This is a genomic window from Nostoc cf. commune SO-36 (assembly GCF_023734775.1).
Classification (GTDB): Bacteria; Cyanobacteriota; Cyanobacteriia; order Cyanobacteriales; family Nostocaceae; genus Nostoc; species Nostoc commune_A.
Genome location: NZ_AP025732.1, coordinates 5,518,773 through 5,540,952, shown reverse-complemented (window position 1 = coordinate 5,540,952; position 22,180 = coordinate 5,518,773). Strand labels below are relative to the sequence as shown.

Below are 22,180 nucleotides of genomic sequence, written 5' to 3'. Positions count from 1 at the left end.
CGCAAGTAATGGCAGCAACCCAAAAGCCGATCGCCTGTAAAGTAATCCCAATTTTAAGAGAAGCAGTTTCTCGGTACATACAAATTATTGATTCTAGGAGATTTGATCGTGCCGACTCAAAATACAGATATAACTGAAGTCGATCGCAGTCAACCCATACTGCATCAACATGGATATGAAATTCAGCAGTATGGTAGCCTTCGTGATTTGCCAATTGTTCTCAACCCCAGTACCCGCAGTGAAAGCTGTGTTTTAGTCAATCAAATTTTGGCAGATACGATTATTCTCTATCACCTTTACAAGAAACATCACTGGTTGATGCGCGGACATACGTTTTATCAACTGCATTTGTTGCTTGACAAACACGCCAGTGAACAAATTGAGTTAATTGATGCACTAGGTGAACGGGTACAAACACTCGGAGGTGTGGCGATCGCAGATCCGCGTCATGTGGCAGAAGTCACTAAGATTAAGCGTCCGCCAAACGGCGTTGAGGAAGTACCTGTGATGTTGTCGCGGTTACTGGAAGCCCACGAGTTAATAATTGGGGAATTGAGAGTGGCGATCGATAAAACAGCAGCAAATCAAGATAGTGGTACTAACGATTTGTTAGTGAGCCAAGTCTTGCGAACTAATGAAACACAAGTTTGGTTTCTGGCAGAACATTTAGTGGATACACCATTAGTTCGCAGTTAAATTCAGCGATCGCTCTTTAAATCAGTTCATTCTTGACTCCATTTATCCATTGTAGATAACAGAGGAAAAGAACTTTATGACTAATTATGACTACATTGTAATTGGTGCAGGGTCAGCAGGTTGTGTGGTTGCCAATCGTCTCACCGAAGACTGTGACACAACCGTGTTACTCCTCGAAGCAGGCAACCCAGCTACAAAACCAGAAATTCAAATTCCGGCAAAATGCATCAGCCTACTTGGAACCGAGGTAGACTGGAGCTATTTCTCTGAGCCGGAACCCTACCTGAATGGTCGCAAAATGTTTTGTTCCCGTGGCAAAGTCTTGGGGGGCAGCAGTTCAATTAATTTCATGATGTATGTCCGGGGCAATCCTCAAGATTACGATCGCTGGCAAGAATTAGGAAATCCTGGTTGGAATTACCAGGGGGTCTTGCCCTATTTCAAGAAATCGGAGCATCAGCAGCGAGGCGCGTCAGAATTTCACGGAGTTGATGGGGAGTTGAGCGTTACCGATTTGATGTCCCCTGCTGTGGTTTCCCAACGCTTTATAGATGCCTGTGTGTCAATGGGATACAACTACAATCCTGATTTTAATGGAGTACAGCAACAAGGGGTAGGACTCTATCAATTGACGGTCAAGGATGGTAAACGGCACAGTGCTGCTGCTGCTTTTCTTCTACCCATTTTCCATCGTCCCAATTTGACAGTAACGACAGGGGCATTGGTGACACGATTGCTGTTTGAAGGCACTCGCGCTATTGGGGTGGAATATCTGCATGAGGATACTCTGCACCAGATCAGAGTTAACCAGGAAGTGATTTTAAGTGCGGGTGCATTTGATTCGCCTAAGCTGCTAATGCTTTCTGGTATTGGGGATGCAGAATATCTGCAAGCGATGGGAATTTCTGTCATTGCAGATTTGCCGGGTGTCGGTCAAAACCTTCAGGATCACGTTCTCACTTGTGTCGTTCAAGCAACTACTCAAGATATACACCCTGCCATCACTAGTAATGGAGTAGAAGCCGGATTATTTTTGCATAGCAAAGGCAATGTGGAGTCTGCACCCGATTTGCAGTTCTTTTTCGGCCCCATTCAATTCTTGTCACCTGGTTATACTCCTGCTGATTTTGGATTTACAGGTGCAGTCTCTCTTACCCGTCTCCAAAATATTGGCAGTGTCGGTTTGCGTTCATCTAATCTCAACGATCCACCAACCATTCGGATGAATTATCTGCAAAATCAAGCCGATGTGCAGAAGTTGGTTGAGGGAGTTAAATTAATCCGCCAATTGTTTCAGACCAGTGCCTTTGATAATTTTCATGGTGACGAGATTGCTCCGGGTTCCCACGTTCAGAGTGATGCAGCACTCGAAGCTTACATTCGGGATACTTGCAGTACTGTATGGCATCCGGTTGGCACTTGCAAAATGGGCATTGACTCAATGGCAGTGGTAGACCCTGAACTACGGGTACATGGAATTGAAGGGTTACGGGTTGTAGATGCCTCCATCATGCCTACCATCACGACCGGAAATACGAACGCACCCACCATCATGATTGGTGAGAAGGCCGCGGATTTAATTAAAGCAGGTCGCACAGCACGAACGGTTCTCAGCAAATCTAACGTCCAAAATCCGGCGTATTCATCTATTTAGAAACGGGCGATGTTAGGCAAACAAAACACTCGACCTCTGTAAAGGAATACACAATGGCACTGATTACAACACCATTCGGACGACATTCCACCGCCGCCGAGGTTGTAGAAGGAATTGATCTTTCCAGCAAGCGGGCGATCGTTACGGGAGCCGCATCGGGCATCGGACTAGAAACGGCGCGGGCGCTGGCTCAAACTGGAGCGATCGTCACCCTAGCTGTGCGTAATACCGATGCTGGAGCGCAAGTTGCGGCTGACATTACGGCTACTACTGGGAACCGGAATATTCATGTTGCTTTGCTTGATTTAAGCGATCGCAACTCAATTGCCAAGTTCATTGCTGCCTGGCGTGAGCCGCTGCACATCCTCGTTAATAATGCAGGGGTAATGGCACTGCCCGAACAGCGCACACCCGAAGGCTGGGAGATGCAATTTGCCACTAACTATCTCGGACACTTTGCCCTAGCGCTCGGACTACACGACGCTCTCGCCGCAGAGGGTGCTGCCCGTATCGTGTGGGTTAGTTCTAGCGCACACCTGATGTCGCCCATTGTGTTCGATGATATTCACTTCATGTTCCGTCCTTACGATCCGTGGTTGGCGTATGGACAGTCCAAGACCGCAAGTATCCTCTTTGCTGTGGGTGCTACTGCGCGCTGGTTCAAGGATGGCATTACCGCTAATGCTCTCATGCCTGGTGCGATCGCAACCAACCTCCAGCGTCATACAGGCGGTCTTAAAACCCCACCTGAGCGGCAGAAGACAATAGCGCAGGGTGCGGCAACTTCCGTTCTGTTGGCAACCTCTCCGTTACTAAAAGGCGTTGGCGGACGCTATTTCGAGGACTGCAATGAAGCCACTCTCGTCACCAACGGGAACGGCTATATGAGCGGAGTTGCCCCCTACGCTCTGAATCCAGACAATGCCGATCGGCTCTGGAATGAATCGTTGCGCCTGCTCGCTTGACCTGGCAGTAACCAAGTTACACCTCACCTAGAGAGTCCGTTCCCAACAACATTAACGAACACACAGGATATCACCACATGAACAGGCTCATCCGCAGAAATAGTATCCATCTGCTTTTGATCGCCGGACTTTCCCTCGGAATCATTCTCATTACTTCATTAGAAGCCGTTATGACTACTGCCAGCGCCCAAGATAACAAACCCACGGTCGTTTTCGTCCACGGCGCGTTTGCCGAATCTTCTAGTTGGAACGGCGTATTGACCAAGTTGATCGCAAAAGGGTATCCGGTGGTCGCTGCTGCTAATCCCTTGCGTGGTGTCAAAAGCGACGCAGATTATGTTGCCAGCATCCTCAAGAACATTAAGGGTTCCATCGTACTGGTCGGACACTCCTATGGCGGCTTGGTGATCAGCAATGCGGTCAAGAACAACCAGAACGTGAAGGCGCTGGTTTACGTTGCTGCCTTTGCTCCCGAAGCAGGTGAGACTGCCGCCGCACTCACCGGTCTTTACCCCGGCAGCACGCTCGGCCCTACGCTTGCGCCTCCAGTTGCCCTGCCTGACGGCGGCAAAGACCTCTACATCCAGCAGTCCAAGTTCCAAGCGCAGTTTGCCGCAGATGTGTCCATCGCCGACGCAAGGGTGATGGCTGCCACCCAGCGACCGATTACGGAAGCTGCACTTAACGAAGCATCGGGCGAGCCTGCATGGAAGTCTATTCCGTCCTGGTTCATCTATGGCGATCGCGACTTAAATATTCCAGCGGCGGCGCACGCGTTCCAGGCAAAGCGCGCCAACTCAAAGGAGACGATCGCCGTACAGGGCGCATCTCATGTGGTGATGGTTTCCCATCCAGATGCCGTTGCCACGCTCATCGAACACGCTGCGACCACGAAATAGAGAGGCATTAACATAATGAGTAAACTAGAAGGAAAAATCGCCCTTGTCACGGGTGGCAACAGTGGTATCGGTCTTGCCACAGCTAAACAGTTTGTTGCTGAAGGTGCATACGTCTACATCACAGGTCGTCGCCAAGTCGAACTGGATGCTGCTGTAGAAGCCATTGGTAAAAATGTTACGGCTGTGCAGAGCGATGTTTCTAATCTGGCAGACCTCGATCGTCTGTTTGCCACCATTAAGCAAGAGCAAGGACACCTCGATATCATCTTTGCTAATGCTGGCGGTGGACAAATTGCCCCACTTGGAACAATTACTGAGGAACACTTTGACAAAACATTCAACATAAATGTTAAAGGTTTGCTGTTTACCGTACAAAAGGCATTGCCACTGTTACCAGAGGGCGCTTCTATTATCCTGAATGCTTCGACTACTTCTATAAAAGGTACGCCAGCTTTCAGTGTTTACAGCGCCACCAAAGCCGCCGTGAGATCATTTGCTCGGAATTGGATACTCGACCTCAGAGAACGCAAGATCCGAGTGAATGCCATTAGCCCTGGTGTGGTTCCGACTCCTGGTTACGATCATTTGGGACTGAATGACCAGCAGTTGCAAGGATTCGTGGACAGCCAAGTCAGCGCCATCCCACTGGGACGAGTCGGCAAACCCGATGAGATTGCCAAAGCCGTTGTCTTTCTCGCTTCAGATGATAGCAGCTTTGTGAACGGCATTGAGTTGTTTGTTGATGGCGGTATGGCACAGATTTGAAGTTCAAAAGGAGTTAAAGATGAAGCTGATCTCTGTTAATGTCGGACTGCCGCGTGAAGTGTCCTGGAAAGGAAAAGCCGTCCGCACTGGAATTTTCAAAGAGCCAGTTAATGCGAGAGTGATGGTACGCGAACTCAATTTAGACGGCGATGGACAAGCGGATCTCACCGTTCATGGCGGAGTTGACAAAGCCGTTTATGTTTATCCGTTTGAGCATTATGATTACTGGCGAAGCGAATTGCCTGACACAGAGTTAACACTTGGAATCTTTGGTGAAAACTTCACAGTTACAGGATTTAAAGAAGAGGAAATTAACATTGGCGATCGCTTCAAAATTGGCAGTGTGGAATTAATGGTGACTCAACCGCGCTTACCCTGCTACAAGTTAGGGATTCGCTTTGGGCGACCGGATATGGTGAAACGATTTCTCGCCAGTCGTTGCACCGGATTTTACTTTCGGGTTTTGCAAGAGGGCGAAGTGGTCGCTGGAGACACTTTAGAGTTGATGAGTCGAGATACCAACAATATCACCGTTGCTGATATCACTCAGCTTTATGTTCGTGAGCAAAACAATCCAGAGTTACTGCATCGTGCAACTCAACTAGAAGCGTTACCCGAAAGCTGGCGGGACTACTTTCAGGAGCAAATCCGTCGTCAGGATGTGAGATAGATCGACCTGTCGAAAAACGTCATCATGTCACTTTTATCACTTATAAAGAGTAATCCTATGACTACATATCGCACAGTTTCAATCGATGGTTTAAATATCTTCTACCGTGAAGCGGGTTCCCGTGATAATCCAACGATTCTGTTATTGCACGGCTTCCCAACCTCATCCCACATGTTCCGTAATCTCATACCAGCACTTGCTGATAAATTCCATCTCGTTGCTCCTGATTACCCTGGCTACGGCAACAGTTCGATGCCTACGGTAAATGAGTTTGATTACACGTTTGATCGCTTGGCTGAGATTGTCGAGAAATTCATTGCTGCGATCGCTCTCAAAAAGTACAGCCTTTATGTAATGGATTATGGCGCACCAATTGGCTATCGGATTGCCGCTAAATATCCAGAACGGGTGCAATCTCTGATTGTTCAAAATGGCAATGCTTACGAAGAAGGTCTGCGCGAATTCTGGGAACCAATTAAGGCATACTGGCAAGAGCGATCGCCTGAGAATGCTGAAAAGCTCGAATATCTTGTCACCCTGGAAGCAACGAAGTGGCAATATACCAATGGTATTCGCAATCTAGAAGCGATTAGCCCCGATACCTGGACTATCGATCAACATTTTCTCGATCGCCCCGGCAACGGTGAGATTCAACTGGCACTGCTGTATAGCTATGGTACGAATCCACCGCTCTATCCTCAATGGCAGGAGTATTTTCGTAAATATCAACCTCCAACTCTGATTGTTTGGGGCAAGAACGATTACATTTTCCCTGCTGACGGTGCTTATCCGTATCAGCGTGACTTGAAAGACGTTGAGTTCCATCTACTCGATACCGGACATTTTGCCCTGGAAGAGGATGGGGATGCGATCGCAAACTATATCGATCAATTTCTCACATCACGGCTGCAATCCGTTCTCGCCTGATTCAGTGGGAACGATCGATCATCCGAGCATAGCTCATGCTCAGATATGAACCTTTGAATAAACAGGATCAACTATTTCTGATTCTGTTGAACGATTTGAATTCAAAATAGTAAACGCATGACCACTTATCGCACAGTAGCAATCAATGGTTTAGATATCTTCTACCGTGAAGCTGGTTCTCGCGATCGTCCGACGCTTCTGCTATTGCACGGCTTTCCAACCTCGTCCCAGATGTTCCGCAATCTCATCCCGGCGTTGGCGGATCAATTCCATCTGATTGCACCTGATTATTCTGGTTTTGGCTATAGTTCTATGCCAACGGTGGATGAGTTTGATTATACCTTTGACAGCCTTGCCGAAGTGATGGCAGATTTCATCGCTGCGATCGGGTTGAAACGCTATAGCCTTTATTTAATGGATTATGGCGCTCCCATTGGCTATCGATTGGCAACGCAGTATCCAGAACGAGTAGAATCGCTGATTGTACAGAATGGCAATGCCTACGAGGAGGGACTCGGTGATTTCTGGAAGCCAATGCGCGCTTTTTGGCAGAATAAGACACCCGAAAATAGCGATCGCGTGCGACAGGCTCTAGCAAGCAAAGGCACGAAATGGTATTACATCACTGGAGCCAGGAATCCAGAAAACCTTAGTCCCGATACCTGGACTCTGGATCAAGCACTCCTCGATCGCCCTGGCAATATGGATATTCAACTGGCATTAAAATACGACTACCAGTTCAATGTGCGGTTATATCCACAGTGGCAAGCTTACTTGCGCCAATATCAACCACCCACGCTGATTGTATGGGGCAAAAATGACCAGGGCTTTTTAGTTGAGGGAGCTTATGCCTACAAACGCGACTTAAAAAATCTGGAGTTTCATTTGTTTGATACCGGACACTTTGCCCTGGAAGAAGATGGGGATGCGATCGCCAACCATATTGCTCAATTTCTCACGTCACGGCTGCCACCCACTCTTACTTAATCAAATTTTGATTTCCAATTCCCATTCATTGGTTAAACAGGAAAGGTATCATGACCACTCAAACTGTAACTATTCCAGCCTTGTTAGGGGGCAGTTTTAACGCCTATCTAGCAACACCCAGTACTCAGCCTCGTGCAGGAATTGTGCTGATTCAAGAAATTGTTGGGGTCAATCAAAATATGCGACAGATTGCCAACGATTTTGCGAAGGTAGGCTATCAGGTGCTTGTACCAGATTTGTATTGGCGCCTGGAACCCGGTGTGCAACTTGATTTTGACGACGAGAAGCAGCGTGCTAAAGCCTTTGAGCTACTTGGAGAGTTTGATTGGGATAGCGGTGTAGAAGACCTGAAGGCAAGTCTATCTTTTTTACGGCAGTATCCCAGCAGCACAGGTAAGGTCGGCAGTGTCGGCTTTTGTTCGGGCGGTAAATTGGCATATTTTATGGCAACACGTACTGATGCGGATGCCAACGTCAGTTACTACGGTGTTGACATTGATCGGAATTTAGCAGAGGCGACAAAGATTCATAAACCGTTGATCTTGCATATGAGCGCAAATGACGAGTATGTGTCACCAAGCGCTCAAACGACCATTCAGCAAGGACTGAAAGATAACCCCCTGGTAACAATCTATCGCTATGAAGGAGTGAGCCACGGGTTTAGTCGCGCGGGTAGTTCCGCTTATCGCAAAGAAGCCGCAGAATTAGCGGGCGATCGCACGTTGGCGTTTCTGAAACAGCATTTGGGGTAGTCGGTGATTGCCCTTTCCCGATCGTTGTACATGAACAGATATTGTCGAGTCAGCTAGCTTGACAGTGCCAATTCAACAGATTATCCACCATCTATAAATTCAAGGAGAACGTTATGGTTGCTCAAGTAAACTCGCAAGCAGCAAAAATTTTGGAAGTTGCGAACGATCCGCGTCTTTCCAAAGGAGTAAAAGAATTTTTGAAAGTGCTGAATTCAGGGGGTGTGGCGCTGGATAAACTCACTCCACTCGAAGCACGTCAAGTTCTTGTGGATGCACAGGCTTCTGTTTCAGTAGACCTTTCAGGCATTGAAGAGTCTGAAAAAACGATTACTGCTGATGGTTATTCAATTACCCTCAATATTGTACGACCTCAAGGGGTCAAAGGCATATTACCTGTTTTCATCTTTATTCATGGTGGTGGTTGGGTGTTAGGTGATTACCCAACACACAAGCGCATGGTTCGCGATCTGGTTGTGCTTTCAGGGTTTGCAGGTGTCTTTGTCAACTACACTCGCACGCCAGATGCTCAGTACCCACAGGCAATTAATGAGATTTATGCTGCAACTAAATGGGTTGCCGAGCATGGTGAGGAGATTGGCGTGGATGGCAAGAATTTGGCAGTCGTTGGCAACAGTGTCGGCGGTAACATGACAACTGTCACTGCTTTGAAGGCGAAAGAAAAAGGAGAACCACACATCAAGTTGCAAATCCTGATGTGGCCGATTGTAAATGCGGATTTTGAAACGAATTCTTATCACCAATTTGGCGATCAGCGTTTTCTGACAGTACCAACAATGAAGTGGATGTATGATATGTACATCGCTGACCCAGAAAAGCGCAAAGACATTTATGCTTCTCCCCTACAGGCGACGGTTGAGCAACTCAAAGGCTTGCCTCCAGCATTAATTGTCATTGCAGAGAGCGATATCTTGCATGACGAAGGCACAGCCTATGGACGCAAGCTTGATGAGGCTGGGGTAGAGGTGACAACTGTGCAGTACAACGGCATGATTCATGACTTTGGACTGCTCAATGGTTTAGCTGAGTTGCCAGAAGTCCGTTCTCTGTTTGTTCAAGCTGCTGCCCAATTGAAGAAATATCTGCAATAGGATGCGATCGATGTTTTTGGGGAAGGAAAAGACGCTCTTCCATCGCTTTGCTGCTTACCGAATTAGCGTCGGGGAAAAAAGGGTAAAGCGACTGTGCTTTGTGCAATCGGCATAGCTTTGCTTAGAGCGACTGTGCGTAGCGTCTTTTAGATTTGTTCCGCGCACAAGGGATGGGGCTTGTACCAAAGAAATAATCCAAAATCCAAAATCCAAAATTTAAAATTGGCACGGTCAACCCTATGCTCAAAGCAATTAAACACAACCGCCGCCGCTTTCTCTTAACGGCGGCAACAAGTATTTTCACAGAAATGGCACTCATGGGTACCGCACACGCAAGCTTCGACAAGCCCAAACGATCTGAATTTAGGTTTACTCCCATCAAGCAGATCAAAGCGGGTGTACTCGACATCGGCTACTACGAAGCAGGGCCGAGCGATGGATCTCCGGTGTTGCTGCTGCATGGTTTCCCGTATTCCATCGATAGCTACATTGATGTTGCACCAATGCTTGCTGCACGCGGATGTCGGGTGATTGTTCCTTACCTGCGGGGACATGGATCAACCCGTTTTCTCGACAGCACCACACCACGCTCCGGGCAGCAAGCCGCGATCGGTGTTGATGCGATCGCCTTGATGGATGCATTGCAGCTGAACCGTGCTGTGCTTGCTGGCTATGACTGGGGTGGACGAGCCGCTTGTGTTGTTGCGGCTCTCTGGCCTGAACGATGCACAGGTCTGGTGTCCGTCAATAGCTACCTGATCCAGGATATTGCCAAAGCAGGGCTGCCACTTTCACCCGCGATCGAATCTGGTATCTGGTACCAATACTATTTCCAGACCGAGCGCGGACGCGCCGGATTGACGGCTAACAGACGTGAGATTGCGAAGATTCTCTGGACTCGCAATTCCCCAAACTGGCACTTTGACGAGGCAATGCTCGATCAACACGCCAGCGCCTTCGACAACCCCGATTATGTGGAGGTCGTCATTCATTCCTACCGCCATCGCCTTGGACTTGCAGCCGGCTATCCCATGTATGAGGAGCTTGAGCAGCGACTTGCCGCGCAACCGACCATTACGGTGCCGACGATCACGCTGGACGGAGACGCAGATGGTGTCGTGCCAGCAACCGATGGAAAATCGACGGCAGCGAAGTTTAACGGCGAACGTCAGCATCGGGTGATTCCAAATGTCGGTCATAACCTGCCCCAGGAAGATCCGAAAGCATTCGCAACTGCGGTCTGGGAACTCGCATCAAAGAAACGTTGATGACTTCTCCGGAGCTATGACCATGCACCTCTTTACCTTCAAAGGGATCGTTATATCGACCACTCTTATGTATTTAACCACCATGAACACCCACACACCAAGCGCCAGGGACATTATCGGATCATCACCGTTGATTGCGATCGAAAACGAAGCACCACCCAAGCTGATTGTCGATCCACCGCTTCCCGAACCGTTAGCACAAGGACGCGTCTTCATCCAGTACCGGACGGAGAATTTACGTGTGTTGCCAGTGTTTGGCAAAGGTGCCCTCGACGTATCGCCGCGCATTGGGCATATCCACATCACTGTCGATGATGCGCCGTGGCACTTTGTTGATGCTAGTGGCGAAACGATTATCCTAGTTGGACTGGAACCTGGTCTGCACAAAGTACTGATCGAACTAGCTGACCCCACGCACAAAGTAATCACCAGTGAAACTGTGAAATTCACGCTGCCCGATCCTAAGAAATCATCATGAAAAAACTAGACGGGAAAATCGCAATTGTGACGGCGGCATCTAAAGGAGGTGAATAATGCTACCTATGTTGAGACGATCGCAATTCTACCGCTTACATACTATGAACAACCCTGAAAATCCTCGACTACCCGTGCCGCCTTTTGATAATGAATCCGCCATCCAAAAAGTCCGAATAGGAGAGGATGCTTGGAACACACGTAACCCTGAACTAGTATCACTCGGTTACACGTCGGATAGCATTTGGCGCAACCGCTCAGAATTTTTATCTGGCCGTGAGGCGATCGCACAATTCTTAACACGTAAGTGGCTTAAAGAATTGGACTACCGTTTGATAAAAGAGCTTTGGGCTTTTCAAGACAACCGCATTGCTGTCCGATTTGCTTACGAATGGCATGATGATTCCGGCAACTGGTTTCGTTCTTATGGCAATGAAAATTGGGAGTTTGACGAACACGGATTCATGCGGTGGCGTATTGCCAGCATCAACGACCTGCCAATTCTGAAGAGCGATCGCAAATTCCACTGGATACTGGGTCGTCGTCCTGACGATCATCCCGGATTGTCAGACCTCAACCTTTGAAAACCCCAACGACCATATCACCCAGTTTTTATCTTACAAGAAGTCCATTGCTATGAATGCAAACAACGGCATCATTAGCCAGCTTAGTCAATATTCAGTGCCTGTAACCATTGATCGATTAGAAGCCGTCCTTGAAGTAAAAGGCATCACCATTTTTGCTCGTATCGATCAACAGGCTGAAGCCGAAAAAGTCGGACTAAGCCTGTGTCCTACACAGTTGTTGTTGTTTGGCAACCCGAAAGCCGGAACTTCCCTCATGGTGGCAGAACCAACGATCGCTCTGGATTTACCCCTGAAAGTACTGGCATGGGAAGCGGCTGACGGCAAGGTGTGGGTGAGCTACAACGATCCTAATTACTTAAAACAGCGATTTTCTCTCTGTGATGAGTTGGTGAAAAATATCGCTATCATTGCACCTTTAATCCATCAAGCACTAAGTTCCGCCGATCGCAAATAAGTTGCAGAATTAGCACGCGATCGCCCTGGCAACCAAGTATTCTGATTCTGAATCACTGGGAAAACGCTGCATATCGCGGGTGATTTTTAAGGAAGAGAACGGTAAAAATCAATAAGCAAGGAGAAAAACCATGAACATCAACAAGAATGACACCGCAGTAGTTGTCATCGATCCGCAAAACGATGTTTTGAGCGAAAAAGGGGTTTCCTGGGATTTGGTGGGTGAGAGTGTTAAGGATAACAAGACCATCGAAAACATTGAGCGAATCTTCAAAGCCGCGAAGCAGAATGAATTCGAGGTTTTTATCTCTCCTCACTATTACTACCCCACCGACCATAATTGGAAATTTGCCGGCAACCTAGAGCAAATGATGCTTGAGGTTAAGGAGTTCGATCGCCGTGGTGCATTGACCCTCGATGGATTCCTGGGATCGGGTGCTGACTGGCTCGATCGCTATAAGCCCTTCATTGAAGATGGCAAGACGATTGTGGCCAGTCCCCACAAAGTCTATGGGCCGCAAACTAACGACCTCGTTTTGCAACTGCGTAAACGCAACATCAGCAAAGTAATTCTACTTGGAATGTTGGCAAATCTTTGTGTTGAAGCTCACCTACGCGAATTGCTGGAGCAGGGATTTGAGGTTCTTGTCGTTAAGGATGCAACAGCAGCCCCTCGGCATCCGCAACTGGGCGACGGCTATAAGGCAGCACTGATCAACTTTGGGTATATCGCCAATGCAGTGCTTTCTACAGATGAAGTTGTAGCAGCAATGCAATAATGTCAAACTCATGAATTTTACAACACTTATGAAAACATCCGCGTTATTTCTTGCTCTGCCAATCAGTATCTTAGCTAATTTTTCCTTACCTGCTTCTGCTGATTCTACTGCTGGCATCGTCCTGAGTACGAAATGCCGGGGTGGGTACAACGTAAATATTTGGCAGAAATATACTTCAGGTGAACTGCTTTATCGCGCCACTAGTCCCAATGGTAATTTAAGTTTGGGCAAAGGAACTAGCCAAGCGACTGAAGGTGTTCGAGTGTATAAGTTTCGGAGTGGAATTTATCAATACTGGGTGTGGGATGGCACGTTGGATAATCCGCAGTCTGGAATTTTAGAGGTGTATAAAAACAACCGTATCTTGATGAAGCAAGCTTGTAAAAAAAGTTGAATCTTCTAGGAGGTGTTATACACTTTTTGTCAACCCAGCTAGGACAAATACATTATCGCTAAAACCCTCTTAGTCAGTTTTTTCTGAAATTCATAACACCTTCTAGAAATCGTATTCACCTTATCAAACTCAAAGGATATGGAAGTGAACGCTCAACACTATGACGATATTATTATCGGCTGCGGCAAAGCAGGTAAAACACTTGCACCGGCGTTAGTCGCTGACGGACGTAAAACCGCTCTGGTTGAACGCAGTTTAAATATGATTGGTGGCGGGTGCATTAATATTGCCTGCATTCCTACTAAAACTATGGTGGCGAGTGCCAATATAGCAAATACAGTGCGAAAGAGTGCCGCTTATGGGGTTCAAAGCAACACACCCACCGTTAATTTAGCAGAGGTGATTCAACGAAAACGAGCGGTTGTCCAAGGGATGCGTGAAATGAACTTGCACAATTTAGAAACTGCTTTGGGTCACGAACTGATCATTGGTACAGCCCGCTTTGTTGCTCCCAAAACGATCGCAGTAACGACGACTGAGGGAAACAATCGCTTACTTACCGCCGAACGATTCTTTATTAATACAGGCACACGACCGCTAATTCCATCCATTCCCGGACTTACAGAAGCTGGATTTTTAACCAGTGAGTCAATTATGGAGCTAGAACACCTGCCTGAACACCTGATCGTTCTCGGTAGTGGCTATATTGGTTTAGAGTTTGCCCAGATGTTCCGGCGCTTTGGCTCTGGCGTTACTGTCATTGGTCAAAATGAGCAAATCCTGTCACAGCAAGATCCAGATATAGCGATCGCAGTTCAAAGACTGTTAGAAAAAGATGGTATTGAATTCTTATTAAAGGCGAAGGTATTAAGAGTTGATCGCACTGGTAATGAAACCATCCTGCAAACCCAAGTTGGCGATCGTGAAATCTCCCTCCAGGGGTCGCATTTGCTCGTCGCCGTTGGTCGTGCGCCCAATACCGAGAGCTTAAATTTAGCTGCTGCTGGTGTGGCAACCGATACACGCGGATTTATTCAAGTTAGCGATCGCTTAGAAACAAACATTCCGGGGATTTGGGCGTTAGGCGACATCAATGGGGGGCCGCAATACACCCATATATCGCTCGACGATTATCGCACTATCAAAGCTAATTTAATTGATGGGGGCGATCGCAGTACACGGGATCGATTGGTTCCATCGTGTCTATTCATCGATCCAGAACTGGCTCATGTGGGTTTAACTGAAACTGAAGCACAGCAACAAGGATATGCTATCCGCGTGGCGAAGGTGGATGCATCAGCCGTTCCTAGAGCGAGAACACTCGGTCAAACTGATGGACTTCTAAAGGCGATCGTGGATGCAGATACAGGTCGTATTCTAGGGTGTTCTCTGTTGTGTCATGAAGCAGGTGAAGTGATTTCAACGGTGCAGATGGTGATGCAAGCTCAGATGCCCTACACCGTTCTACGCGATGGTATTTTGACTCATCCCACGATGACCGAGGGGTTAAATATATTGTTTTCCAAGTTGTAAAGAGACAGCAATTGCAGACCCAAGGACTTACCAAATAAACGACATTTCACTCTTGAAAAAAGTAGACATAGCATGATTAGTAAAACATCTAAAGTCGGTATTATTGGTGCAGGTAATGTAGGTGCAAACGTTGCAAATGCTTTAGTTTTACTCGGTAAATGTGTAAGGGTTGTGCTTTTTGACCGAACCTTATCGAAAGCTGAAGGACAAGTATGGGATATTGAAGACAGCATTCCTCTACTTAAAGAGATGGAGATTATACCATCAAATCAGTATGAAGATTTAGCTGATTCAGATATCATTATTGTGACTGCTGGGGTGCAACCAAAACAAGGACAGACCCGATTAGATACATTGAGCGACAATGCAGACATTATACGTTCGACAATCAAAGAATTGGATCGAGTTGCACCGAATTCAATCGTACTTATCATTAGCAATCCAGTGGATGTACTCACGCGGATTGCTCAAGCTACTTCCACCAGAGCAGAAAACCTAATTTTCGGTTCGGGAACTGTTCTTGATACTGCTAGACTGAGATATCAACTTGGAAAGCGACTGAATGTTGCTAAACAAGACGTTCATGCTTATGTGATTGGAGAGCATGGAGACAGTGAATTTGTCGTTTGGTCTAGTGCATTTATTGGGGGAATTCTGTTAACTGAATTTCCCATACCACAAGGAGCAACGCTAGAACAAATTCAGCAAGAGTACACACAGTTAACTCGTAAACGAGGCTATAACATTTTTGAACGCAAAGGAAATACCAGCTATGGTATATCAACAGTAGTTTGTCAATTAGTTGATACCATCCTGCGAGATGAAAAGCAGATATTTCCAGTATCGGCCAGAGCAAATTCTAACTATGGAGTTGGCAGTGAAGTTGTTCTTGGACTTCCATGTATCATTGGCTCAACAGGTATTCAGCGCCAACTGCTGTTATCAAGAAATGCTTATGAACAACGCTTATTAGAAGAATCAGCCAACAAACTCAATGAAGCCCATAATTCTTTGCATAATTAAAATCAAATTGGAACCCCTGACTTTTCACGGATGTGGAAAAGGGGGTTGGTTCGCAATTAGCTGTGACGAACCGAACCTTTGAACTTATCGGATTTCTACAAGAATATCAATTCTAGTTGAGTAAACAAACGATTTAGTGCCATTTTGCTTAGTTGTTGCAGCCATAAGTTCTACTCCCAATATGTTCTGGAAAAATGAACGATCGCTAGCTTAGTAATTTGCCCCGCAGCAAGAGGCGCACTGTCCCTAGAGAAATACTGCCGATCGCAATATTTGCGCCAATGAATAGCAGTAGTGCCAATTCTTGCATCACTCCAGTCATAGCGCGTTCAACAAGGTGCAAGGATGCCAGCGACAAGGCAGCAATGCCGAGGGTGAATGCCCAATAGGAAGCTGTAAAGGGTTCTTGAAATAACCACGGTAGCAGTCGCAGTAGAATCAGCGCTTGCAACAGTCCATAGCCGAAAAGGAACTGAGCAAAGGCATCGGGCTGACCACTGGTGATACTCAAATAAGCAACACAGCCAACGACAGGGGGGGCAAGTTGAATGCCCAGCGTTGGACGTAGTAGTTTAGGCAACGCTTCTAGCAAATAGAGGCGCTGCATAATCATCGACTCTAGTGCTAGCCACGAAAACAGCCCTCCTCCAAAAAACAACAGGCCCCACTCTCGATAACCGAGGGTACTAGCAACGATTGCACCGACAAAACTACCCGCGACTGTAGAGAGGTAGAGAATGGGTGTAATAATTTCTGGCTTACGTCCTCCCATCCATAGCTGACCGGAACGATACACGCCAAAGCTTAACTGACCAATTGCACCGACAATGAATAACGCGACGGCGATCGCACGAGAGTAGGGTGCGATCGCCAGCGCTACAAACATCGTAGACACAGGCACTAACCCGATAAAGCAACACAAAATAGGATGCTCAAATTCAGCTAAGGCATCTGCTCTTGCCAACAGCGTCGGCAAAACCAATGCACCTGATGGTGACGAATGTGACGCAGGAGTAAACTAGAACAACAGAGACAGACTGTTTCATTCATTGCAGCGCTAAAGCATTGATCGAAAACGCTTTTTGGTGATGTCTGCGGTATTGCTTCCCAAAATGAACTGTTCAACTGCGTTGGCAAATCCTTCTTCTTCGTAGGATGTCGTCACGTACTGAGCTTGCTTTTGCACCTCTACACTTGCATTACCCATTGCAATGCTCAATCCACTGCGTTGAAACATTGACACATCATTCGGCATATCCCCTCCCCAATCGTGGCAATTTCTTGATTGGAAATTCCCAGTAGTTGCGAGAGGCGAGCGACCACAGCCCCTTTATTGGCACGGGGATGGGTGACATCCAGATAATAAGGCTGCGATCGAGCCGCAGACAGCTGTTCACCCCCACCTGAACTTGCTCTTGCCTGACAAGGTAGTGATCGATACGGTAAATTTGGCTTTCCTTCAGTACGCAACTGATATTTTCATTTAGGGTGCGAGCAGAATTTAGATCGCGTCCAAATGCTTTTTCAATAATGTTCAATCCAGCTTCAACATCTTTCTCCAGATGGAGTTGACTCCGGCAAAGTCGCGTCCAGGAATACGCGGCAGACGAGATCGCAACTCCGTTCAATGTATTGATTTCTCAAATGTATATAGTTGTGAGTGACCCGTTCTAGTTGGGGCCGAGATTACAAATCGACTCACCCCTTGCTCCCACTTTGCGGTTGCATCAACGGTGTAAGGACTAGCAGTGCCAAACTGGTTAAGGCTGCTGGGTGGAGGAGTGAAAACCAGATGAAACTTACTTCCGCGATGGGAACCGCTAATTTGAGCAAAGTTCTCACCATCATTAGACTTCAAACTTCCGTACAGTTTGCCGGCAGGATCAATAAATACGAGTATCTGCCCCTGAGAACCGACAGTACGGAAGGTTCCCGTCCAACTGCCCCGGTAGGGAAGTACATAGTCTTGAGAGGAATTTGGTTGAGCTTGGCTGACTGGAAGCGCGAAGAGAGACTGTGAACGTAGCAGTCCAATTATGCCAATCGTTAAGATTCCACCAACCAATCGTTTTGTTGTTCGTGTCTTCATCAGTGGTTCTCTTTAAATAGATGATCGACTGTCAATCTGTCAAATTCCCCGTAACTATATGGTTTTGAGGTAATGGTGGGAATCTCTTCAAAATTTTCGCTTGGCGGCGATGAAGAGCTTGTCCACTCTAATCCAGTGGCATACACAGATGAATGAGCGATCGCTCTCATTGTTCAACCGAAGAGAGAAGTTGTTTTGCGGTGGTTTCTGGCTTCATCTTGGGTCTGTGATAGCGATGGAAAGTTTCTTCCTTCAGCCATTCTGTGGTTGCCTTAAAGTCATGCAGTGGGGTGGGCAGCATTTCCAAATACGTTGCACTGCGAATTAGATCGCCAAGTTTGCCAGTTATCTGCACTTTGTCAAACAATTTTGCTACCCCATTTCCTAAACCCAATTTCATTAGCGTACCCCGAAGACTGACATGGGCTGGGCTAGGGGATGCACCTTTAGCAAGGGCAATCAAATTGTGGGCAATGCTCGCACCTTGCTGATATGCCACCTGGGCTAGAGCCGGTAAGGTTTGTGGCTGCACGTTTGCACAATCGCCTGCGGCAAACACTTCTGGAAAATCCAGCAGTTGCAGAGTTGAGGTGACAAGCGGTAGCCCATGCTTATCCAGGTGATCTGCGGGAATTTGGGACTTGAGATTTTGGATGAGTGGGTTTACGGCTGTCCCGGCTGTCCAGATGGTGGTTTGAGTCAACAGCGTTTTTATCTCAGTGCTGTTGGCAGGTTGATACTCCAGGTGGTCTTGAGCGATCGCTTTCACCCCTACGCCTAATATCAACTCAACAGGTACTGTTCGAGTTCTGAAAGCGTGGAGAGCCTCTTCCTGCAAACCCGCGTTGACATCGCCTGCGAGAATCGTCTTGCCATGATTGATTAAGACAATGCGAATCTGACGAATATCGCCGCCGAGTTGGGCGTACCAGTAGGGTAACAAATCTGCCAGGGTTGCCGCCATTTCTACCCCTGTTGGGCCTGCCCCAACGACAGCAAAGGTGAGGAGCGATCGCCGTTGTGTTTCGTCATCCGTTTGGCTAGCACGTTGCAAGCACTCTCGTAACTGGCTCTCCAGAGCGATCGCATTCTCTTGTGTCCGAAATGCGAATGCGTTTTTTTGTGCGCCTTCTGTTCCTAAATAACCCTGAATACTGCCAACAGCTAAGACCAGATGATCATAGATATAATCTGAGCCAGAAGCTAACTTAAGACGTTTTTCTTGCAGGTTGATCGCCACTACTTTGTCCTGTACAAAGTTGATATCACTACCTTGCAGCAACTCTTTATAAGTCGGACAAACAGCATCTTCTGACAATTCACCTGTCAATAGTTCATACAACATTGGCTTGAAGACAAACCGTTCTTGTGGATCAATCAAAATGATCGAGCGCAAGTCTTGCTGATGACGCAGATGCAACGCTGTAAAAAGACCTGCAAAGCCTGCTCCGATAATCACTGTGGGGCGAGAAGAATTCATTTTAGGAAGTGGTTAATAAACAGCAGCAAGCAATTTAACCAACGGCTTAACAATGTCGCTCTCTTTGGTCAATTAAAGATGGGTAGGCAATCAACTACGATCGCCACCGATAGCAACATCATGTAAATGATCGAGTACTTGAATAACGATCTGGCCAACTCTAAATCTGAGGTAGACTGCATTAATAACCAGACTTTATGAACAAAAATGCTTTCCAGGGCGATCGCAGTAACTAGATACAGCCAATTGGTGATTTGGAACGGGTAGGTGAGCAGTAAGCTAACTGGAACCAGAATCAGTAGGCAAAAATTTGTCGATGTCGTTTTGTACATCATATTTACCCTACTCTTGAACGAGGCAGAAAAACTAGTCCAAACGAATTACCAGATGGGAAAAGCCTTCATTTGCACAGGCGGTTTCTGCTTTCACATGAGATGGAAAAATGTTCACAGCTTCGTATTTGTCTGACATAGATTTGACTCTAACTCTCGCTCAGTTAACGTTTCAATAGTAAGGATTTGGCTGTATTCCGGTTCTATGGCTCGAATTGCAATTGTTTCAGCGTGGTTGCTGCCATCAGCTTGAACAAGGGGTAGCTGTATTTAAATCTTTCCCCTTTAACCGAACCGTATTGCTAGTTGGGAACCACGTTATTTGGTTTACCCCAGTTCAGCTGCCTTACCAGATGTAGTTGTAGCATTGATTCGTGCAGATTCAGGCGATTGTCTTTTCGATTATTTCAAACTCGGAGTGTAAAAGCATCCATTGTGCGCTAAGAACCCGGTTCTTAGCCGTCAGTACCGACCTTTTTTCTTTTTTATTGACGCTTCAGCATTCCTATCGCACCAAAAGCACCAAGGGCTAAAATCCCTAAGTTAATCGAAGGTTCAGGAACAGACTTAGCTTCAATCGCTGCCAGTACAGTATCTGCTATCACTTTATGACCAGAAGTCGTTGGATGAAACCCGTCCCAGATGAGAAACTTGTTGTTACCTGGGTTACATATATCTGGTCTAGATAGACAAGACTCTGTCACATTCGTAAAACCCAATGTACTTGCCTGATTAAATAAAGAATAAGTATCAATAGAGATGATGTTGAGATTTTGGTTTTGACTCAAAGCGCTCACAGTTTCTGCTAAACCCAAGTTAAACTCATTAGTCGATTTGCTAAGAGTTGTAGGGTTACGATTGTTGATTTTAGCTGCTGGCAGCTGTCCCAAGTCTGGCAAGTTAAATACCAAAATATTTTTTGCGCCGACTCCTACGAGAGTATTCAAGGCTAGGGATATATTACTGATTGGCGTGCTAGAGTCTTCGGAGTTGAGAAAAAAGAAATCATTCGCACCTCCCCACAATGTATAAAGTGCATCTGGATCAGCAGTTTGATTATTTGCTTGCACAGTTGCAGCAAAACCAAGAACTTGTTTGAGTACTCCCGGTAAATTTGGATTGGAAACGACAGCGTTACCTAAACCAGAGCTAGAACCACCGAAAGCGAAGTTTATTCCTTGGGTAGGAATTGGTGTAGGAGGAATAGTAGTGAAATCGATATCAGTCAATAAAGTGGGCTTTAACCCTAACTGATTTCCGACATAATCTACCCAGAGTGACCCATCGGAAAAACGTCCTTCAAAGTTAGGTGGGCTTACAGGGTATGTTTTACCCGTAGCATTGTATATATTGCCCATATCCGAAAGACTATCGCCAAATACGTAAAGCCGATCAAAACTTGCAGCAGAGACCTTGGTCGGCAACATGAAAGAAAAAAGAACAAACCCTGTTGCGATCGCTTGTTTTTTCATATTTGTTTTACTTATGGTATTTTTTAATTTATTTAAAAGTAATCAAAGGGCGATAATCTGACAACTTATCTGTTCTTCAGTTACTTTAAAAACCAGTAATATTTCAGGGCGGCCGCATCATGTTAACAAGCAAAGTTTATTCTCAATAGAACTAAAATTAATGTCATTTACTCTTACTTATTGCGAAAACTTTAGGCGTAGGCGCAGCCCGTCGTAGACATCACTTTGGGGCTTAAAAAATAATCAAGCGCGAAAGGAAAGATTTTTTCGTTGGTTCTTAAGCTTTGTTGTGATCAAGAGTAATTTAGATGCGTTTGCCCTGAGTAATATTTAATGAGTTAATTTCCCTTATTATACTTAACTATAGGAATCATATTTGCACAAATAATTTTTCCTCAAAGAAACACCAAGTACCAAGCTGCCGCTCAATGACTTTAATCAGCCTGTAAACGTCCGCACTTTGAGAACATTGATAATCCCCATACATCACCAGCACCACGGCGGCATTCAGCACACTCTTTGTGTGATCTTGTGTTGAAGGTCGCACGAATAACGAACTGCGGTCACGATCAAAACTCACTGATACCTCCGACGGTTGTATGTTCAGCACTAGCGTTGAGTATACAGCCCTCTTTCTTTCTTCTTCCTTTTTGTATAGCAAACATTGATTGTAACTAAGTTGCAATCAATGTTTGCCTGAATTAAATATATGCAATTCACTCTAATATTGTCGTCCCCTAAAAGTTTCAACTTTTACTCAATAGAATGATTGATAAATCAGTCCATCTCAAAATGGAAGGTTGGCTCCAACTAAAGTTGGAATCCACATTTAAACCAAAGTACAACTTACTCATATCATTTCTTTGTGAAGC

27 protein-coding genes and 1 pseudogene are annotated in these 22,180 nt (G+C 46.3%); 18 read left to right on the top strand and 10 right to left on the bottom strand.

What is annotated here, in order from left to right:
• Nucleotides 1-108 precede the first annotated feature (108 nt).
• The 18 genes from ANSO36C_RS25140 (at nucleotide 109) to ANSO36C_RS25055 (ending at nucleotide 15,935) form a co-directional block, all read left to right on the top strand.
• A complete protein-coding gene (locus ANSO36C_RS25140; RefSeq protein ID WP_251956735.1) occupies nucleotides 109-696 on the top strand; it encodes a Dps family protein in 588 nt (195 codons plus the stop codon).
• 76 nt (nucleotides 697-772) lie between these two features.
• Nucleotides 773-2,350: a GMC family oxidoreductase gene (locus tag ANSO36C_RS25135; RefSeq protein ID WP_251956734.1), complete on the top strand. Its 1,578-nt coding sequence runs from the start codon at nucleotides 773-775 to the stop codon at nucleotides 2,348-2,350.
• A gap of 53 nt (nucleotides 2,351-2,403) precedes the next feature.
• Nucleotides 2,404-3,315 (top strand): SDR family NAD(P)-dependent oxidoreductase, encoded by a 912-nt coding sequence (locus ANSO36C_RS25130; RefSeq protein WP_251956733.1) that lies wholly within the window; start codon nucleotides 2,404-2,406, stop codon nucleotides 3,313-3,315.
• A 77-nt stretch (nucleotides 3,316-3,392) separates the two neighbouring features.
• Nucleotides 3,393-4,214 (top strand): alpha/beta fold hydrolase, encoded by an 822-nt coding sequence (locus ANSO36C_RS25125; protein ID WP_251956732.1) that lies wholly within the window; start codon nucleotides 3,393-3,395, stop codon nucleotides 4,212-4,214.
• Nucleotides 4,215-4,229: 15 nt separating this feature from the next.
• On the top strand, nucleotides 4,230-4,979 hold the full coding sequence (locus ANSO36C_RS25120; RefSeq protein ID WP_251956731.1) for an SDR family oxidoreductase: 750 nt from the start codon (nucleotides 4,230-4,232) through the stop codon (nucleotides 4,977-4,979).
• A 19-nt stretch (nucleotides 4,980-4,998) separates the two neighbouring features.
• Entirely contained in the window at nucleotides 4,999-5,649 is a 651-nt protein-coding gene (locus tag ANSO36C_RS25115; protein ID WP_251956730.1) for an MOSC domain-containing protein, read from the top strand.
• Between the two features lie 57 nt (nucleotides 5,650-5,706).
• Entirely contained in the window at nucleotides 5,707-6,576 is an 870-nt protein-coding gene (locus ANSO36C_RS25110) for an alpha/beta fold hydrolase (RefSeq protein ID WP_251956729.1), read from the top strand.
• A gap of 117 nt (nucleotides 6,577-6,693) precedes the next feature.
• Entirely contained in the window at nucleotides 6,694-7,563 is an 870-nt protein-coding gene (locus ANSO36C_RS25105) for an alpha/beta fold hydrolase (RefSeq protein ID WP_251956728.1), read from the top strand.
• Nucleotides 7,564-7,613: 50 nt separating this feature from the next.
• Nucleotides 7,614-8,315: a dienelactone hydrolase family protein gene (locus tag ANSO36C_RS25100; RefSeq protein WP_251956727.1), complete on the top strand. Its 702-nt coding sequence runs from the start codon at nucleotides 7,614-7,616 to the stop codon at nucleotides 8,313-8,315.
• Between the two features lie 113 nt (nucleotides 8,316-8,428).
• Nucleotides 8,429-9,424 carry an alpha/beta hydrolase gene (locus ANSO36C_RS25095; protein ID WP_251956726.1) on the top strand — a complete coding sequence of 332 codons (996 nt, stop codon included), beginning with the start codon at nucleotides 8,429-8,431 and terminating at the stop codon, nucleotides 9,422-9,424.
• Between the two features lie 239 nt (nucleotides 9,425-9,663).
• Nucleotides 9,664-10,692 (top strand): alpha/beta fold hydrolase, encoded by a 1,029-nt coding sequence (locus ANSO36C_RS25090; RefSeq protein WP_251956725.1) that lies wholly within the window; start codon nucleotides 9,664-9,666, stop codon nucleotides 10,690-10,692.
• Nucleotides 10,693-10,708: 16 nt separating this feature from the next.
• Nucleotides 10,709-11,170: a DUF6130 family protein gene (locus tag ANSO36C_RS25085; RefSeq protein WP_251956724.1), complete on the top strand. Its 462-nt coding sequence runs from the start codon at nucleotides 10,709-10,711 to the stop codon at nucleotides 11,168-11,170.
• 55 nt (nucleotides 11,171-11,225) lie between these two features.
• Nucleotides 11,226-11,750, top strand: a complete 525-nt coding sequence (locus ANSO36C_RS25080; RefSeq protein WP_251956723.1) for a nuclear transport factor 2 family protein — start codon at nucleotides 11,226-11,228, stop codon at nucleotides 11,748-11,750.
• Between the two features lie 52 nt (nucleotides 11,751-11,802).
• Nucleotides 11,803-12,207: a DUF302 domain-containing protein gene (locus ANSO36C_RS25075; protein WP_251956722.1), complete on the top strand. Its 405-nt coding sequence runs from the start codon at nucleotides 11,803-11,805 to the stop codon at nucleotides 12,205-12,207.
• Between the two features lie 130 nt (nucleotides 12,208-12,337).
• A complete protein-coding gene (locus ANSO36C_RS25070; protein WP_251956721.1) occupies nucleotides 12,338-12,985 on the top strand; it encodes a cysteine hydrolase family protein in 648 nt (215 codons plus the stop codon).
• A gap of 10 nt (nucleotides 12,986-12,995) precedes the next feature.
• The gene (locus ANSO36C_RS25065) at nucleotides 12,996-13,379 is read left to right on the top strand and encodes a hypothetical protein (protein ID WP_251956720.1); all 384 of its coding nucleotides are present in this window, start codon (nucleotides 12,996-12,998) and stop codon (nucleotides 13,377-13,379) included.
• A gap of 138 nt (nucleotides 13,380-13,517) precedes the next feature.
• Nucleotides 13,518-14,912 carry a mercuric reductase gene (locus tag ANSO36C_RS25060; RefSeq protein WP_251956719.1) on the top strand — a complete coding sequence of 465 codons (1,395 nt, stop codon included), beginning with the start codon at nucleotides 13,518-13,520 and terminating at the stop codon, nucleotides 14,910-14,912.
• A 72-nt stretch (nucleotides 14,913-14,984) separates the two neighbouring features.
• Entirely contained in the window at nucleotides 14,985-15,935 is a 951-nt protein-coding gene (locus ANSO36C_RS25055; RefSeq protein WP_251956718.1) for an L-lactate dehydrogenase, read from the top strand.
• Between the two features lie 205 nt (nucleotides 15,936-16,140).
• Here the strand turns inward: ANSO36C_RS25055 and ANSO36C_RS25050 are convergent, their stop codons facing one another.
• From ANSO36C_RS25050 to ANSO36C_RS25005, 10 genes and pseudogenes are all read right to left on the bottom strand, one after another.
• Nucleotides 16,141-16,911 carry an SLAC1 family transporter gene (locus ANSO36C_RS25050; protein WP_251956717.1) on the bottom strand — a complete coding sequence of 257 codons (771 nt, stop codon included), beginning with the start codon at nucleotides 16,909-16,911 and terminating at the stop codon, nucleotides 16,141-16,143.
• Between the two features lie 81 nt (nucleotides 16,912-16,992).
• Nucleotides 16,993-17,142 (bottom strand): hypothetical protein, encoded by a 150-nt coding sequence (locus ANSO36C_RS25045; protein ID WP_251956716.1) that lies wholly within the window; start codon nucleotides 17,140-17,142, stop codon nucleotides 16,993-16,995.
• An 8-nt stretch (nucleotides 17,143-17,150) separates the two neighbouring features.
• Complete coding sequence (locus ANSO36C_RS25040) at nucleotides 17,151-17,405, bottom strand: HAD hydrolase family protein (RefSeq protein ID WP_251956715.1); 255 nt, start codon at nucleotides 17,403-17,405, stop codon at nucleotides 17,151-17,153.
• Nucleotides 17,406-17,407: 2 nt separating this feature from the next.
• Nucleotides 17,408-17,473 (bottom strand): annotated as a pseudogene (locus ANSO36C_RS25035) (hypothetical protein); the annotation flags it as partial.
• Nucleotides 17,474-17,559: 86 nt separating this feature from the next.
• On the bottom strand, nucleotides 17,560-18,024 hold the full coding sequence (locus ANSO36C_RS25030) for a hypothetical protein (RefSeq protein WP_251956714.1): 465 nt from the start codon (nucleotides 18,022-18,024) through the stop codon (nucleotides 17,560-17,562).
• Nucleotides 18,024-18,194, bottom strand: coding sequence for a hypothetical protein (locus ANSO36C_RS25025; RefSeq protein WP_251956713.1), 171 nt, complete (start codon nucleotides 18,192-18,194; stop codon nucleotides 18,024-18,026). Before ANSO36C_RS25025 ends, ANSO36C_RS25030 begins: the two co-directional genes overlap by 1 nt.
• Entirely contained in the window at nucleotides 18,191-19,504 is a 1,314-nt protein-coding gene (locus tag ANSO36C_RS25020; RefSeq protein ID WP_251956712.1) for an NAD(P)/FAD-dependent oxidoreductase, read from the bottom strand. The genes ANSO36C_RS25025 and ANSO36C_RS25020 overlap by 4 nt, the downstream gene beginning before the upstream one ends.
• A 68-nt stretch (nucleotides 19,505-19,572) precedes the next feature.
• Nucleotides 19,573-19,839 carry a UbiA prenyltransferase family protein gene (locus ANSO36C_RS25015; protein WP_251956711.1) on the bottom strand — a complete coding sequence of 89 codons (267 nt, stop codon included), beginning with the start codon at nucleotides 19,837-19,839 and terminating at the stop codon, nucleotides 19,573-19,575.
• 482 nt (nucleotides 19,840-20,321) lie between these two features.
• The gene (locus tag ANSO36C_RS25010) at nucleotides 20,322-21,263 is read right to left on the bottom strand and encodes an SGNH/GDSL hydrolase family protein (protein WP_251956710.1); all 942 of its coding nucleotides are present in this window, start codon (nucleotides 21,261-21,263) and stop codon (nucleotides 20,322-20,324) included.
• A gap of 415 nt (nucleotides 21,264-21,678) precedes the next feature.
• A complete protein-coding gene (locus ANSO36C_RS25005; protein ID WP_323374501.1) occupies nucleotides 21,679-21,855 on the bottom strand; it encodes a hypothetical protein in 177 nt (58 codons plus the stop codon).
• Nucleotides 21,856-22,180 lie beyond the last annotated feature (325 nt).